This window comes from Comamonas kerstersii, assembly GCF_008801935.1.
GTDB lineage: Bacteria > Pseudomonadota > Gammaproteobacteria > Burkholderiales > Burkholderiaceae_C > Comamonas > Comamonas kerstersii.
Genome location: NZ_VZOT01000001.1, coordinates 342779 through 358034 on the forward strand (window position 1 = coordinate 342779; position 15256 = coordinate 358034).

Here is a 15256-nt window from a genome sequence, read left to right on the forward strand (position 1 = left end):
GAATACCCATGCAACGGCTTACTTTCTGGGGGTTAGTCACCACAAAGCCTCGCAAACTCTCTCAATGGAATTCATAATGCGCCCCATGCCATCACAAATATTTTTCTGTGCTGGCATGGGGCGTTTGTATGTCCATGCGTCGAACTACTCCACGTCGCAATGGCCAGTGATCGCACTTCGGTGAGAACACGAAAACGCTGTGTACAAACCGATAAAGGAGAAAACGATGGCAACTGCAAAAAAAGCGGCTGATAAAAAAGCCACCCCAGCAAGCAAGGCTGATACCGCCAAGACCGAAACAACCAAAAAAGTAGCTGCAGCCACCAAGACTGCAACTGCTGCCAAGAAGACAAGCACAGCCACCGCCAAGAAGGCTGCTGCTCCTGCCAAGAAAGCTGCAGCAAGCACTGCCAAGGCTGCAACTACTGCTGCCAAGAAGCCAGCAAGCACCACCGCCAAGAAGGCTGCCGCTCCTGCCAAGAAGGCTGAGGCAAGCACCGCCAAGGCTGCAACCACTGCGGCCAAGAAGCCAGCAAGCACCACCGCCAAGAAGGCTGCTGCTCCTGCCAAGAAGGCTGCAGCAAGCACTGCCAAGGCTGCAGCAAGCACTGCCAAGGCTGCAACCACTGCGGCCAAGAAGCCAGCAAGCACCACCGCCAAGAAGGCTGCTGCTCCTGCCAAGAAAGCTGCAGCAAGCACTGCCAAGGCTGCGACCACTACAGCCAAGAAGGCTGCTGCTCCCGCCAAGAAGGCCGCTGCCCCTGCAAAGAAAGCTGCTGCTCCCGCCAAGAAGGCCGCTGCCCCTGCAAAGAAAGCTGCTGCTCCCGCCAAGAAGGCCGCTGCTCCTGCGAAGAAAGCTGCAGCCCCCACCAAGAAGGCCGCTGCCCCCGCCAAGAAGGCCGCTGCCCCCGCCAAGAAGGCCGCTGCCCCTGCAAAGAAAGCTGCTGCTCCCGCCAAGAAGGCCGCTGCTCCTGCGAAGAAAGCTGCAGCCCCCGCCAAGAAGGCCGCTGCTCCTGCAAAGAAAGCTGCGGTTCCCGCCAAGAAGACCGCTGCAACCACTGCACCTGTCGCACAAACTGTGCTGGCACCTCAAGCGGCATGGCCATTCCCTACCGGCAACAAGCCCTGAACAGGCCTGGTCTGCTGACATAAAAAAACCGGCTGCGTGCCGGTTTTTTTTATGTGCGCTGCGCAGCCGGAGGCTGGGGCTTGTTCCACGGCCAATCATCACGCAGCACGATGGCATCGGCATAGACCGCATCCTGCTTTCTGACCCACAGCCCCACAGGGCTTTGCTTGAGTACCTCCAGCTGAGCCTCTTCCCAGCGCATGGGAGCTATCACCTGTTCACTGCTGGGCAAGTGCGGGCTGGCTGTGGCGTCATCTGTCTGGGTATCAGGCGCAGGCAAACCTGTGTCTATCCACGTCACGCCTTGCTGTGCATTCCAGGATTGCAGCACTGGCAGATAGGCACGCAGCTCCAACGTCAGCACCTCATGTTTTTTGGGCCGCAGCCAGTGCACCTTCCAGTGATTGGCTTCATCATTCTGACCGCGAGCCAGCCACTCCAGCACCAGCCAGCCATCACCCGCATAGTGCGGGCAAATGCTAGGACCAACCCCACAGAGCACGGCCCCGGACTGCGTCACCAGCACACCTTCACAACGCGGTGCCTTAGGGCGCCACTGGCTGCTCATGGTGTTATGCAAGCCACCCCACCACCACACGGCATCACGCACTGCTGGATAGCGCCAGACATAGTCTCCGTCTGCGCTGGGGTGCTGAATCTGCTGCACCTCCCGCCAGCGAGGCAGCAGCTGCCAGATGCCCTGTGCATTGACAGCCAGATCGCGCCACTCATAGGCCGGCATCCAGCCCTGTTTGCTCAGATTGGTGGCATCGGCCAACTGCAGGGGCCAGCGCCACAGACCACTGCTGCTCAGATTGCTGTTGTCGGGGCCACACCCCACAATCACCAGCGCCTGTGCATGCCCTGGCTTGACATGTGGGCGCATGCGCAGCACAGGCCAGTTCATTTCAATGGTGTTGAGCTGTTTGCCATCCCAGACCCAGGGCACAGGCTTGCCACCCTTGAGGGGTGACTCCCCCCATGGGCACAGCAGCGCCCAGCGGCCATCCACCACCACATGTTCCAGCTCCCACAGGCCTGGCAGCTGCTGCTCTCCCCACTGCACGGTATAGGCCGCCGTCGCACCCCGTTCATCCTGCGCGTCGTGCACCAGCGTCCACAGCAGCGGCAAGCCTGCGACGGGCTCACTCTGCGCTACCCAGTTATTCGGGTGATGCAGATCCCTGCGCCAGAGAAACTGGCGTGCAGGAATGGGCTTGAGCCTGACACGCCCGTCATCAAGGTGTCTGGACGTTGCATACAGCTGAGACATGACACAGCTCAGATGCCTGCCGTCATGCAGCCGCTCCAGTTCCGGCGTATCCATTTCCACGCGCTGCAGCAGCTCGCCGACATCCCACATCAGGGCAGGCAATGCCTGCTCGGTTTCCGTTTCTGCTGGCAGGCATGGCATCACAGCCCAGGGCTTGCGATCCTGAGGTAGCCATTCCGACCATTGCTGCCCACCAAATGCCTGGCTCCACACCCCCAGACGCAGACTGGGTTTTCGCCCATCCTTGGTGATGGGATAGCCATAGCAGGCAAAGGCCTGACCATCGGGACGCCATACACAGGGGCTCTTGCAGTCAATCACCCACGATTGCGTCTCGCCATTGATCTGCAGCTGCCAGTAAGGAGTAAACAAGGGCTCCAGCGGATGCTCCAGCTCGCGCAGGGAAGCAGGCCAGAATCGCTGTACCGTCACCTGCACCACGGCATTGTCTGGCTGTGGAATCTGCAGTGCGGGGGCCTGTGCCTCGTCAGGGATGTATTCCACAGGCACCCACAGATCACACACTGGCACCAGTGCCTGAGCTTTCTGGCTGACATGCTTGCTCAGCCATGCTTCAAAGGCGGTATCCGTCAGCACACTGTGCGTATCTGCAGCAATGCCATTGCCCCCTTCGCTTTCTCCACTCCAGCGCGGCAGGCGCCAGTGCAGATCGTCCACCAGCGCAGCTTCTGCCACACTGAGCTGCCAGGAACGACGGCTTTTGCGATCGAGCAGGCGCGGCGTTGCCCCGCCGTACGAGCCTGTACGAATCCAGCGTCCATCAAAGGAAGTGTGGAAATCAGACTCCCAAACCTGTGGCAGATACACCCCATCGCTGCACAGCACATCACCATAGACAGGGCCGCCCATACCGCGCTCACCCTGCATGCGAAACTTCACATCGGCAGGCATGCTGCTGGGCTCTTCAGGCTCCGGCGCCGAGGCTGCAGCGTCCTCAGTCTCTGATTTCTGGATTAGAGGCTGTTTTGCCTGGGTCTGAGCTGTGCCCTGCTTGCTGTGGCGACGAAGTTGCCTCCAGCCCCACAGCAGCAAAACAATGATCGCCAGAACAATAAACAAAACTTGCATCCCTGCATGCTAACCAAGCTGGACCTTTGTGCACGATAAGCTGTTGCACAAATAGGCCATTACCCATACCAGTGCCCATGCACACCACGAAGGTGGCGGGACGCTGCCATAAAAAATGCCGCTCACCCCGCGGAGTGAACGGCATGTCATGTCTGCGCATTGCGCACATCTGCTGCTTATGAGGCTGTCAGGTTGAAGAAAGCTACCGACCGCTGCAGGCTTTGTGCCCGTGCATTCAGTGCTTCCGCCGAGCTGGTGGACTCTTCCACCAGCGCCGTGTTCTGCTGTGTCATCACCTCGAGCGAAGCCACAGCCTCATTCACATGCGAAATACCCAGTGACTGCTCGCGCGTGGCCAGGCTGATCTGGTGCACCAGCTCCCCCACACGCTCCACCGCTTCGACCATGCCTTCAATGGTCTTGCCCGCAGCCTGCATGCGTGCATTGCCGTCATTGATGCCGTCTACCGTATGGTTGATCAGCGCCCCAATTTCCTTGGCTGCGCTGGCGCTGCGCTGCGCCAGTGCGCGCACTTCCCCGGCCACCACGGCAAAGCCACGGCCTTGCTCGCCAGCACGCGCCGCTTCCACCGCGGCGTTGAGCGCCAGCAGGTTGGTCTGGAAGGCAATGCTTTCAATCACACCAATGATTTCGCGCATGCGGGTCGAGGACTGGCGAATACGCTCCATGGCCACGCCCACTTCCTGAATGGCTTCGCCGCTGCGGCTGACCACTTCTTTGCTCTGGTTACTTTCCTGCTCCATCTGCTGCGCCATGTCAGCCGTATGCAGTACGGTGCCAGCAATCTGTTCCATCGAGGCAGCGGTTTCTTCCAGATCAGAGGCCTGCGCTTCCGTGCGCTTGGCCAGATCCTGGTTGCTGCTACTCATCTCATGGGACATGGCCGTAAAGCCACGCACTTCGGAGAGCACATCCCCCACCACGGCCAGCAGGTTGATCTGAATCTGCTGCAGGCGCGCCATCAAGGTGCCTACCGCGCCGGTGTAGTTATGGTCGTAGCTGCTCGTCAGATTACAGCTGGCCATCTGTGCGGCCCAGGCATTGGCCTTTTCAATGCCATCTACACAGCGGGACTTGAAGCGCCATGCAATCCATGCGCTGCCCAGCACCAGTGCCGCTAGGCGCAGCCCCCATGCCTGCACACCCTGCCAGCCCAGCAGGTCTGGCAGCATGGTCACCAGCGCCATGATGGCCAGCATGAGCACCATGCGTGGCAACAGATCGATATCGCTGAGCTGTGCGCCCAGCCCCGCCAGCCCCAGTCGCCGCACCTTGCCAGCACGCAGGCGCATGGTCAGATGGCCGGACTTGGCCTCTTCATTCATATGTGCATACAGCGCCTGCGCGGCCTGCACTTCCTCTACCGCAGGCTTGGTTCGCACCGACAGATAGCCCTTGGGCTTGCCGTTTTCCATGATGGGGGTGACATTGGCCTTGACCCAGTAGTGATCACCGTTTTTGCGACGGTTCTTCACAATGCCCGACCAGGGATAGCCATGCGCAATGGTGCGCCACATGTCCTTGAAGGCAGCCTCCGGCATGTCTGGATGCCGGATCATGTTATGGGGCTGCCCGATCAGCTCTTCATACTGATAGCCGCTGACGCGAATGAACGCGGGGTTGCAGTGGGTAATTTCGCCTTTGGTGTTTGTCACGGACACCAGCAATTCATCGCCCGGGAAATCGTAATTATTTTGGGTTACGGGGAGGTTCAAACGCACACACATCTCCAAGCTAACGGCGTTCATGCATCGCAAAGATGCAATCGGCAAGGCCGCAGATCATCCCATAAACAAAGACACATTCGCTCACAAGCCTTCATTCCCGGATACCTCACTAGCTTTCTGCACAAACCAGCAGGAAATACCCACAAACCATACTAAGAGCAATGGATGTGAGGAGGCGATCGCCAAGCCCTGTGCAGACTGGCCCAGCGCCATCTGCCAGCATCAATGCTCGTCAAACAGCGGCAAAGTCAGCGGATCGGTTTTTCCTGCAGTTCTGCGGCTTGCGGTGGCCACTTCGCCCTCAGCCTGCTGCGTGTGCGCATTCCAGTGCACGAGGCTGCCTACGCGCACGCCCAGCAGCCGGATGCTTTGCTCCAGTGGCACACGCTTGAGACACTGGCCTGCCACCTGGCGGATCAGGCGCGCATCCTGCGTGAAGGTATCGATGCTGATCTCCCGCGTCACACTCTTGAAGCTGGCATAGCGCAGCTTCACACCAATGGTGCGCCCGGCATAGCCCTTGCGCTGTAAGTCTTCGGCCACGCGTTCGCACAGGTGGGTAAAGATGGTGCCCAACTCTGCCCTGTCGTGCACGGCATGCAAGTTCCGCGCAAACGTGGTTTCACGACTCATGCTGACGGGCTCGCTCTCCGTCACCACGGGGCGCGCATCCTGGCCATGGGCTGCCGCATGCAACCAGGCACCGTAGGACTTGCCAAAGTGCTGCACCAGCCAGGGCAAGCTGCACTGGGCCAGCTGCCCAATGGTGCCAATGCCCAGCGCCTGCAGCTTGGCCCCGGCCTTGGGGCCTATGCCGTTGATCTTGCGGCACGGCAGCGGCCAGATCAGCGTTTCCAGATCCTGCGGCTGCACGATGGAAATACCGCGCGGCTTGTTGAACTCGCTGGCCATTTTGGCCAGCAGCTTGTTTGGTGCAACACCAACGGAGCAGGTCAACTGGGTACGCGCATGAATGGCCTGCTGGATACGCGCTGCCAGCACGCGGCCGCCTTCCTCCTGCCCGCCGGGTACATGGGTGAAGTCGATATAGACCTCATCAATGCCGCGATCTTCCATGAGCGGTGCCATGGACAGAATCACGTCCTTGAACGCGCGTGAATACTGGCGGTAGCGCACAAAGTCGATGGGCAGCAGGATGGCCTGTGGGCACAGCTGTGCTGCCTTCATCATGCCCATGGCCGAGCCCACACCAAACTGGCGGGCGGCATAGGTGGCGGTGGTGATGACGCCGCGCCCCACATAGCTGCCCAGCTTTGGAAAGGCTTGCACCGGAATGCGATCCAGCGCCCCCCAGCGCGCTATCAACTCCGCTTCGTGCTCAGGCGTGTGGCGGCTGCCGCCAATGACCACGGGCAGGCCCTGCAGCTGCGGATAGCGCAGTAGTTCCACGGATGCAAAAAAAGCATCCATGTCCAGATGGGCAATGCGGCGGGGCAGATCAGGCAGGGTCACGCTGCCTATTGTCTTGCCTTAGCCCCAGCCCTGCAGGCAGATGAGCACCAGGCCCAGCACCATCAGCCCCATGCCCAGCTTTTCGGCCAGGCTGAAGCTTTCGCTGAAGATGCGCCGCGACACGATGTAGCTGAACAGCACTTCCACCATGCCCAGTGTGCGCACCACGGCGGCATCCTGCATGGCATAGGCCGTAAACCAGGCGAGCGACGCCGCTGCGCCCATGGAGCCAGCGAGCAGCGACACCTTCCAGGCACGCAGCACGGGGCGTATGCCCTGCGGCGTCTTCCACGCAACCCACACGCCCAGCACCACACTTTGCATGGCCTGCGCCACCGTCACGCCCCAAGCGCCAGACAGCCAGGGCGTTTCGGCCTGCAGCGCCAGCGCTGCACCGCGAAAACCAATCACGGCAATGGCAAAGCAGGCCCCGCACACCAGACCATACAGGGCCGATTTGCTCAGCCACGCCTGCAGCGAAAGCAGCTGGCCACGTGGCGGCAGTGACAGCAGCAACACACCCACGGTGGCGACGACCATGGCCAGCAAGGCCAGTTGGCTGGGCAGCTCACCCAGAAAGACCGCGCCGAACAGCGCCACCTGCAGGATTTCGGTCTTGGAAAAGGTCACGGCCACGGCAAAGTTGCGCTCTTTCATGGCCAGCAGCAGGGCTGCCGTGGCCGCCACCTGAAACAGCGCACCTATGCTGATCCACCACGCATAAGCCAGGCTGAAATGCGGCACAGCCGGAGGCTGATCCGGCACGGCATACAGCAGCACCAGCACCAGTGCCGCAAACGGCAGACCAAAGAGAAAACGTACCCAGGTGGCAGAGAGCGTGCCCACCTCCGCCGTCAGCGAACGCTGCGCGGTGTTGCGCACCGTCTGCGCCAGCGCCGCAAATACGGTGAAGGGCACCCACAGCCATGCCCACGAAACCATTGCATCAGTCATGTCCAGCAGCATACGAAGCCCGTGCGCCAGCGTCTCGCGCTGAATGGCGAAGATAGGGGCTCTGGCTGACGATGCAAACAAAACAATAGCTGCCAGAGCTTGAATTTCAATGAATTCAGATAGAAAACTATCTGAAATCCATATATTTCAAGCGCTGGCAGCTATAAAAAAAGCCACAGCCTTGACGGACTGTGGCTTGCTGCATGCAGCGATCAGACGCCCAATCCGTTCACAGCAGACGCTTGCGGATTTGCAGCACCACGATTTCTGCCAGTGCCACCACGGCAAAAATCGAAATCAGCACCAGTGCCACGCGGTCCCACTGGAACAGGTCGATGCAGGTGTTGAGCACCACACCGATACCCCCCGCACCGACCAGACCCAGCACGCCGGACTCACGCACATTGATGTCCCAGCGCAGCAGCGTGACCGACCAGAAGGCGGGTTTGATCTGGGGCCAGTAGCCATACCACAGCTGCGAGAACTTGCTGGCACCGGCGGCCTGCAGGGCTTCGATAGGGCCCTTGGGCATTTGCTCCAGCGCCTCACCGACCAGCTTGCCCACAAAGCCCACAGAGCGCAGCGCGATGGCAAACATGCCGGCCAGAGGACCGGGGCCGAAAATAGCCACAAACAGCATGGCCCAGACCAGCGAATTCACCGAGCGGCTGGTCACCAGAATCACGCGGGCAATCACGTTCAGCAGCTTGCTGCGCGTGACATTGGGAGCCACCATCACGCCCAGCGGCAGCGCCATGACCAGCGACAAAATCGTGCCCAGCGTGGCCATCTGGATGGTTTCCATCAGGCCGATGTGCACGTCCGGCTGGTAGTACGCCCAGTCCACGGGCCACATGCGGCTGAGCATGTCCGCCATCTGTTCCGGCGCGTCGTACAGGAACTCTGGGATGATTTCGATCGAAGCGGCTGACTGCACGATGGCCCAGACGCAGAAGATCCATAGCGCATAACGCAACATGCGCTGACCGAAGGTAAAGCGCTCCCACTTCACGGGAGCGGTGGCAGCAGCCAAAGTGGGCATCTCAGACATTGAGGGCCTTTCGCACAGCGCCCACCACCAGTTCGCCCACCACAATGATGGCGATCACGGTGAACAAAATGGTGAACACAAAGTTGTATTCGTAACGCAGGAAGGCGGCAAACAGCACGCCACCAATACCACCGGCACCCACGATGCCGACCATGGTGGAGTTGCGCAGGTTGGAGTCGAGCTGGTAGGTAGAGAAACCCACAAAGCGGCTGATCACCTGGGGCAGCACACCAAACAGCACCACGTTCATGAAGGAAGCGCCCGTCGCACGGATGGCTTCAATGGGCTTGGGCGAGATTTCCTCAATGGCATCCGCAAACAGCTTGCCCACAAAACCCACGGTCGCCACCACCAGCGCCAGAATGCCGGCCAGCGGACCAAAGCCCACGGCCTTCACAAACAGAATGGCGCTGATCACAGGGTGCAGCGCGCGGCACACGGCAATGATGGTGCGGCCCACGGCACGCACAGGGGCGGGAGCCATATTCGAGGCTGACATCAGGCCCACAGGCAGACTCAGCAGCAGACCGATGACGGTGGCCAGCACAGCAATCTGCAGGGTTTCCTTGATGCCCTGCCACAGCTCCTCCATCTTGCCCATCTCAGGCGGAAACATCTGCGCGATAAAACGCGCACCCTGCGCCCAGCCTGCAGACAGACGTTCTGCCGACACGCCCATGGTGGACAGCGACCACAGCACATAGACCACAGTCAGCGCAATCAGCACCTTCTGGCTCCAGCCCAGCGTAAAGGCCTTGCGGCCGGTATCGTGACGACTTACTCCAGCCATGCTTTGCCACCGTAAATGGTTGTCAGGTGATCTTCGGTCAGACCTTCTGGTGCACCGTCATAGACCACATGGCCGCCTGTCATGCCGACAATGCGGTCCGAGTACTTGCGTGCCAATTCCACGTCGTGGATATTGACCATGACGGGGATGTTGCGCTGCACGCCCTGCTCACGCAGCAGCTGAATGATTTCGATGGAAGTCTTGGGGTCCAGCGACGAAGTAGGCTCGTCCGCCAGCAGCACGGAGGGGCGTTGCATCAGCGCACGGGCAATGCCCACGCGCTGGCGCTGGCCGCCACTCAGGGCATCGGCACGGCGGTTGATGAAGTCGCCCAGGCCCACTTCCTGGAGCAGCTGCTCGGCATCGGCAAAGTCCTGCTCGTCAAATTTGCGGCGCCATGCGCGCCAGGCCGACAGATAGCCCAGGCGGCCGGTCAGCACGTTTTCCATCACCGTAAGGCGGTCCACCAGGTTGTACTCCTGGAACACCATGCCGATATGGCGGCGTGCCTGGCGCAGTTCCTTGCCCCTGAGCTGAGCCATATCTACGCGCTGGCCATTGAGGTTCAGCCAGATGCTGCCCGAGGTGGGATCCACCAGGCGGTTGATACAGCGCAGCATGGTGGACTTACCCGTGCCCGAGGGGCCAATGATGCTGGTCAGGCCGGTGTTGGGAATGGTCAGGTCAATGGACTTGAGCACGGGCTGGCCGCTGCGGTATTCCTTGACCAGGCGCTGGATTTCAATCGCGCCGGAAGCTTGGGAGGGGGACATAGCAATTTTCTCTGGGGCAGGTGCTCACAGGCACCCTGACAAAAACGACAAAGCGGGCCGACGCGCTGGAGACGTCGGCCCGCTGACAAGCTGTCAAAAATTATTTTTTCTTGGCCGACTTGTCGAAGGCTTCACGGGTGAAAGATTCGCCCGAAGCTTGCGCCACGGTACGCACCAGTTCCCAGTCCTTCTGGTAGGTAATAGGCAGGAAGCGGTCGCCACCCAGGCCCTTGGCCATCTCGGCGGGTACCTTGTATTCAAAGAAGCAGGACTTGATCTTGTCCTGCAGCTCAGGCGCCAGGTTGTGGGCGTAAGCGTAGGCGTCGGTCGGGAACATCTCGCTGGTGTAGAGCACGCGGAACTCGTCCTTGCCCACCACGCCGCGCTCGGTCATGTGGCCCAGCACGTCGCTGGCCACAGGAGCGGCGTCGTAGTCACCGGTCTTCACACCCAGAATGGACTGGTCGTGCTTGCCCGAGTACACCACCTTGTAGTCGGTATCAGGTGTCAGGCCCAGCTTGGGGAACAGCGCACGAGGTGCCAGGTTGCCGGAGTTGGACGAAGGCGATGTGTGCGCAATGCGCTTGCCCTTCAGGTCTTCCAGCGACTGGTAGGGGCTGTCCTTCTTGACGATCATCTTCAGGTGCATGCCCACGGGGCCTTGCTCATTGCCACGGATGGCAAAAGGCACAGCGCCAGACAGGTTCACGGCAAAGTTCACGGGGCCGGGCGAGAAAGCCGCAATGTGCAGACGGCCCGAGCGCATGGCTTCAATCTGCGCAGCATTGGACTGCACAGGGAAGAACACGACCTTCTTGCCCACACACTGCGACAGGTGGCTCATGAAGGGGCGGAACAGCTTTTCGTAGATCGCGGGGTCTTCCACGGGGGTGAAAGCAAACACCAGCGTGCTGGGGTTCTTGAGCTTCTTGGGATCGGTAGGGGTGTCGGCAACCAGATCCTTGTTGGCGTCGCAATACTGCGCGTCCAGATCACCACGGTTGGGGCAGGCATCCTCGGCCGCGTAGGCCGCGAAAGAAGCCAGCACAGCTGCTGCGGCCAGAGCACCACGTGTCGTAGATTTGAGGGTCATCACTATGCGCTTTGAGCGGGTGGTTTTGAAACTGCCGCAACTATAAAAAGGACAATCCGTTCTGAAATGCTCTTGCTTTCCCTCTGCCTTCACCAAACTTTCAGATTACTTTCAAAATACCTGTTTTCACCTTTTTGGGCGGCTTTCCCGGTAACTTCTCTGTAACTACGCAACGGGAACGATACAGTCTCTGCCCAGCCCTCTGTGCCCCCCATGAAAGTTTTACTGGTCGAAGATGATCTGGACCTCAGCACAGCCTTGCTGCGCGTGCTCACCCGCCGAGGCATGGTAGTTGAGCACTGCAGCGACGGTGCCCAGGCGCTGGAACGGCTGGCCACCGAACAGTTCGATGTGCTCATGCTGGATCTGGGGCTCCCTGTCGTTGATGGTTTGCACTTACTCCTGCGCATTCGTGCGCGGGGATTGAATCTTCCCGTGCTGGTAGTGACCGCACGCGGTGGTGTGGGTGACAAGGTAGCAGGCCTGAATGCAGGCGCTGATGACTACCTGGCCAAGCCCTTTGACCTGGATGAACTGGAAGCGCGCCTGCGTGCCCTGTGCCGCCGCGCGGGCTCTGGCTCGGCCCATGCCAACTGCGGCCCCCTGCGCCTGGACCGTGCCACGGGTGTGTGCTATGTGAACGATTTGCCCCTGCAGCTGACCCCGCGCGAGAACGCTTTGCTCTGCGCCCTGATGGAGCGCCCCGGTTACGCAGTGACCAAGGAGCGCCTGACCGCCCTGGTCTTTCCCGCAGGCCACTACCCACAGACCGATGCCGTCGAAGTCGTCGTCCACCGGCTGCGCAAAAAGCTGGACGGCACCGGCGTGCAGCTGACCACCTTGCGCGGCCTGGGCTATCTGCTGCAAGCCACCACACCAGGCGCCGCTGTCCATGCCTGAGCGCACGCCCAGCATGCGCCAGCGCCTGCTGGTGTGGGTGGCCATTCCTTTGCTGGCGCTGGTACTGATCAATGCCTGGGCCTCATACCGCGCAGCCTTGCAAACAGCCCAGACAGCGTATGACCGCCTGCTGGTGACAGCCGCCCATGCGCTGGCAGACCTGATCTGGCTCGAAGATGGAGAACTGCAAGTCACCCTGCCCCATGCCGCGCTGGAGATGTATGCCGATGCCCTGCCCGGCAACACGGCCGCTGCGGAGCGCAGCCCGCTGATCTACCGCGTGAGTTTTCTGGATGGCAGTTTTCTGGCCGGTGAAGCCGCCATTCCGCCCTATCAGGGACTGCCTGCGTTTGACAATGGCCACGCCGCACGCCTGAAGCTGTACGACACCGAGCTGCATGAGCAGCCCATGCGCATGGCCGCACTGTGGCAACCGGTGGAATCGGCCCAGGGTCTGCAATATGTGGTGGTGCAAGTGGGCGAGTACGCGGCACACCGCTATGCCATCGGGCGGCAAATTCTCTGGCAGAACCTGTGGCAGCAAAGCGCATTGCTGCTGCTGGTGCTGCTGACGCTGTGGGTGGGTAGTACCATGACGCTGCGCCCCCTGCACCAGCTGGCGCGTCGGCTAGAGCAGCGCAAGGCCGATGACATCACCCCGCTGCCCGAGCAGCAAGCCCCACGGGAAATGCAGCCCATGGTGCAGGCTTTCAATGGCCTGATTGCCCGCATCGGGCTGGCGCGCCAGCAGCAGCAGCGCTTTGTGGCCGATGCCTCGCACCAGATGCGTACACCGCTGGCCGTGCTGCAGCTGCATGCGGAAGCAGGCCTTAAGGGCGATATTTCCGCCCAGGAAGCCCTGCAGGACATTGCCAGAACCACACAGCGCACCACCCGCCTGATTCACCAGCTGCTGATGTGGAACCGCGCCCAGCAAACCGCGCACGCGGCAGCCGACACCGTGGATCTGTGCGCCCTGCTGCAGGATGTGGTGGTGGAACAATCCCCCCTGCTGGCCCAGAAAGGGCTGGATTTTGCGCTCGATGCACAGCCTGTCACATGGCATGGAGAGGAATGGATGCTGCAGGAGATAGTGATGAACCTGCTGCGCAATGCCATCACGCACACCCCTGCACAGGGTGCGCTGGGCATACGCCTGACCCTGCAGGAAAAGGCCGTTGCAATTTGCGTGTGGGACAGTGGCCCCGGCCTGTCCCCTCAGATGCAGCAGGAACTGTTCACACCCTTTGTGAGCGAAAGCCACCAAGGCGTGGGGCTGGGCCTGACCATCAGCCGTGATCTGGCGCAGGCCTGCGGCGGCAGCCTGGTGATTCGCAACCGCGTGGTGCAGGGCAAAATCGCAGGCGTCGATGCCCTGCTCTGGCTGCCCCATACCGCACGGGCTTAACGTGCTTCAAACGGGGTGGGGTAGGTACCCGGCACCAAGATGTTCTTATCTACCGTATTGATGTTGGTATGGCCACAGAAAGCCATGGAGGTATCAAGCTCCTTCTGGATGATCTGCAGCGCCTTGCTCACGCCCGCCTGACCAAAGGCACCGAGACCGTAGAGGAAACTGCGCCCGATCAGCACCCCCTGCGCACCCAGTGCACGGGCCTTGAGCACATCCTGCCCGCTGCGAACGCCGCCATCCATCCAGACTTCCAGGTGCTGACCTGCCGCTTCCACCATGCTGGGCAGGGCATCAATCGAAGCCGGTGCGCCATCCAGCTGGCGACCACCATGGTTGCTCACCACCATCGCATCCGCTCCGCTCTGCGCGGCCAGGCGTGCGTCCTCAGCATCCATCAACCCCTTGAGGATAAGCTTGCCGCCCCAGCGCTGCTTGATCCACTCCACATCGTTCCAGTTGAGGGTGGGGTCGAACTGATCCGCCGTCCAGGACGAGAGTGAGCTCATGTCTTCCACACCGTCTACGTGACCCACGATGTTCCCGAAGCTGCGACGCTTGGTGCCCAGCATGCCCAGACACCAGCGGGGCTTGGTGGCCAGGTTGATGAGGTTTTTCAGTGTGGGCTTAGGCGGCGTGGTCAGGCCGTTCTTGATGTCCTTGTGGCGCTGCCCCAGGATCTGCAGGTCCAGCGTCAACTGCAGTGCCGAGCAGTTCGCAGCCTTGGCACGGTCAATCAGGCGCTCCATGAAAGCCTTGTCGCGCATCACGTACAACTGAAACCAGAAGGGGTGGCGATCTGTGTGCTCGGCAATATCTTCCAGCGAGCAAATGCTCATGGTGGACAGGGTGAAAGGAATGCCAAATTCCTTGGCCGCTTTGGCCGCCAGAATCTCTCCATCCGCATGCTGCATGCCGGTCAGCCCTGTGGGCGCTATGGCCACGGGCATGGCCACGTCTTGACCAATCATGGTGGTGCGGGTGGTACGTCCTTCCATGTTCACGGCCACACGCTGGCGCAGCTTGATCTTTTGGAACTGTGCTTCGTTTTCGCGGTAAGTGCCTTGGGTGTAGGAGCCCGAGTCCGCATAGTCATAAAACATGCGCGGCACGCGGCGCTTGGCAATCACGCGCAGATCTTCAATACAGGTAATTTTGGACAAGTCAGCCACAGTGCCATCCCTCGCTCATGGTTCAAGCTGCATATCGTAGTACGGCCTAAGGCGGCCTCTTTGCGTGCAGCCACACCAAAGCATGAAATTTGCAAGCACCGGCCTGCGCGCATCAGCATGCCTCTCTTCACCGATCAGAACACCGGCTTGACTCACGCAAGGAACAACTGCGATCTATTGCCTCGGCAACCGCTCTTCTGAATTGGTACGACCAATTTAATAGACAAAACCGGGGAAAACCCGATACATATGTCAGCACAAGCGAATTGACAATCGGCGCTTCGGCATTTTTCAAAAATTTGGTAATACCAATCAGATGATGGCAGCTTGCCACGCTTCTTAGCCGCGCCAAGCTTGTCCATTGAGAGGAGACAAACGACATGAATCTCGGACATACGCT

General features: G+C 60.4%; 12 protein-coding genes. 3 read left to right on the forward strand and 9 right to left on the reverse strand.

What is annotated here, in order from left to right:
- The first annotated feature begins 226 nt into the window (after positions 1–226).
- A complete protein-coding gene (locus F7P80_RS01665; protein ID WP_151042295.1) occupies positions 227–1129 on the forward strand; it encodes a hypothetical protein in 903 nt (300 codons plus the stop codon).
- 49 nt (positions 1130–1178) lie between these two features.
- Here F7P80_RS01665 and F7P80_RS01670 read toward each other — a convergent pair whose 3' ends face one another.
- From F7P80_RS01670 to phnD, 8 genes are all read right to left on the reverse strand, one after another.
- Positions 1179–3314, reverse strand: a complete 2136-nt coding sequence (locus F7P80_RS01670; RefSeq protein WP_151042297.1) for a hypothetical protein — start codon at positions 3312–3314, stop codon at positions 1179–1181.
- A gap of 353 nt (positions 3315–3667) precedes the next feature.
- Entirely contained in the window at positions 3668–5233 is a 1566-nt protein-coding gene (locus F7P80_RS01675; protein WP_151042299.1) for a methyl-accepting chemotaxis protein, read from the reverse strand.
- A gap of 228 nt (positions 5234–5461) precedes the next feature.
- On the reverse strand, positions 5462–6670 hold the full coding sequence (gene dinB / locus F7P80_RS01680) for a DNA polymerase IV (RefSeq protein ID WP_151042659.1): 1209 nt from the start codon (positions 6668–6670) through the stop codon (positions 5462–5464).
- Positions 6671–6730: 60 nt separating this feature from the next.
- Positions 6731–7666 (reverse strand): DMT family transporter, encoded by a 936-nt coding sequence (locus tag F7P80_RS01685; RefSeq protein ID WP_054065499.1) that lies wholly within the window; start codon positions 7664–7666, stop codon positions 6731–6733.
- 229 nt (positions 7667–7895) lie between these two features.
- A complete protein-coding gene (gene phnE / locus F7P80_RS01690) occupies positions 7896–8717 on the reverse strand; it encodes a phosphonate ABC transporter, permease protein PhnE (protein WP_054065494.1) in 822 nt (273 codons plus the stop codon).
- The gene (gene phnE, locus F7P80_RS01695; protein WP_151042301.1) at positions 8710–9507 is read right to left on the reverse strand and encodes a phosphonate ABC transporter, permease protein PhnE; all 798 of its coding nucleotides are present in this window, start codon (positions 9505–9507) and stop codon (positions 8710–8712) included. The genes phnE (F7P80_RS01690) and phnE (F7P80_RS01695) overlap by 8 nt, the downstream gene beginning before the upstream one ends.
- Complete coding sequence (gene phnC, locus F7P80_RS01700) at positions 9495–10280, reverse strand: phosphonate ABC transporter ATP-binding protein (protein ID WP_054065492.1); 786 nt, start codon at positions 10278–10280, stop codon at positions 9495–9497. Before phnC ends, phnE (F7P80_RS01695) begins: the two co-directional genes overlap by 13 nt.
- 100 nt (positions 10281–10380) lie before the next feature.
- Positions 10381–11373, reverse strand: a complete 993-nt coding sequence (phnD, locus tag F7P80_RS01705; protein WP_054065491.1) for a phosphate/phosphite/phosphonate ABC transporter substrate-binding protein — start codon at positions 11371–11373, stop codon at positions 10381–10383.
- A gap of 213 nt (positions 11374–11586) precedes the next feature.
- Here phnD and F7P80_RS01710 point away from each other — a divergent pair, with 213 nt between their 5' ends.
- Complete coding sequence (locus F7P80_RS01710) at positions 11587–12273, forward strand: response regulator transcription factor (protein ID WP_077345517.1); 687 nt, start codon at positions 11587–11589, stop codon at positions 12271–12273.
- Complete coding sequence (locus tag F7P80_RS01715) at positions 12266–13681, forward strand: sensor histidine kinase (RefSeq protein ID WP_151042303.1); 1416 nt, start codon at positions 12266–12268, stop codon at positions 13679–13681. Before F7P80_RS01710 ends, F7P80_RS01715 begins: the two co-directional genes overlap by 8 nt.
- Here the strand turns inward: F7P80_RS01715 and F7P80_RS01720 are convergent.
- A complete protein-coding gene (locus F7P80_RS01720; protein WP_151042305.1) occupies positions 13678–14856 on the reverse strand; it encodes an alpha-hydroxy acid oxidase in 1179 nt (392 codons plus the stop codon). The genes F7P80_RS01715 and F7P80_RS01720 overlap by 4 nt on opposite strands.
- Positions 14857–15256 lie beyond the last annotated feature (400 nt).

Excerpts from the sequence above, each read along its gene's own strand:
- dinB (WP_151042659.1), bottom strand. The coding sequence starts at position 6,670 with ATGGATGCTTTTTTTGCATCCGTGGAACTACTGCGCTATCCGCAGCTG.
- F7P80_RS01670 (WP_151042297.1), bottom strand. The coding sequence starts at position 3,314 with ATGCCTGCCGATGTGAAGTTTCGCATGCAGGGTGAGCGCGGTATGGGC.
- phnE (WP_054065494.1), bottom strand. The coding sequence starts at position 8,717 with ATGTCTGAGATGCCCACTTTGGCTGCTGCCACCGCTCCCGTGAAGTGG.
- F7P80_RS01715 (WP_151042303.1), top strand. The coding sequence starts at position 12,266 with ATGCCTGAGCGCACGCCCAGCATGCGCCAGCGCCTGCTGGTGTGGGTG.
- phnD (WP_054065491.1), bottom strand. The coding sequence starts at position 11,373 with ATGACCCTCAAATCTACGACACGTGGTGCTCTGGCCGCAGCAGCTGTG.
- phnE (WP_151042301.1), bottom strand. The coding sequence starts at position 9,507 with ATGGCTGGAGTAAGTCGTCACGATACCGGCCGCAAGGCCTTTACGCTG.
- phnC (WP_054065492.1), bottom strand. The coding sequence starts at position 10,280 with ATGTCCCCCTCCCAAGCTTCCGGCGCGATTGAAATCCAGCGCCTGGTC.
- F7P80_RS01710 (WP_077345517.1), top strand. The coding sequence starts at position 11,587 with ATGAAAGTTTTACTGGTCGAAGATGATCTGGACCTCAGCACAGCCTTG.
- F7P80_RS01665 (WP_151042295.1), top strand. The coding sequence starts at position 227 with ATGGCAACTGCAAAAAAAGCGGCTGATAAAAAAGCCACCCCAGCAAGC.
- F7P80_RS01685 (WP_054065499.1), bottom strand. The coding sequence starts at position 7,666 with ATGACTGATGCAATGGTTTCGTGGGCATGGCTGTGGGTGCCCTTCACC.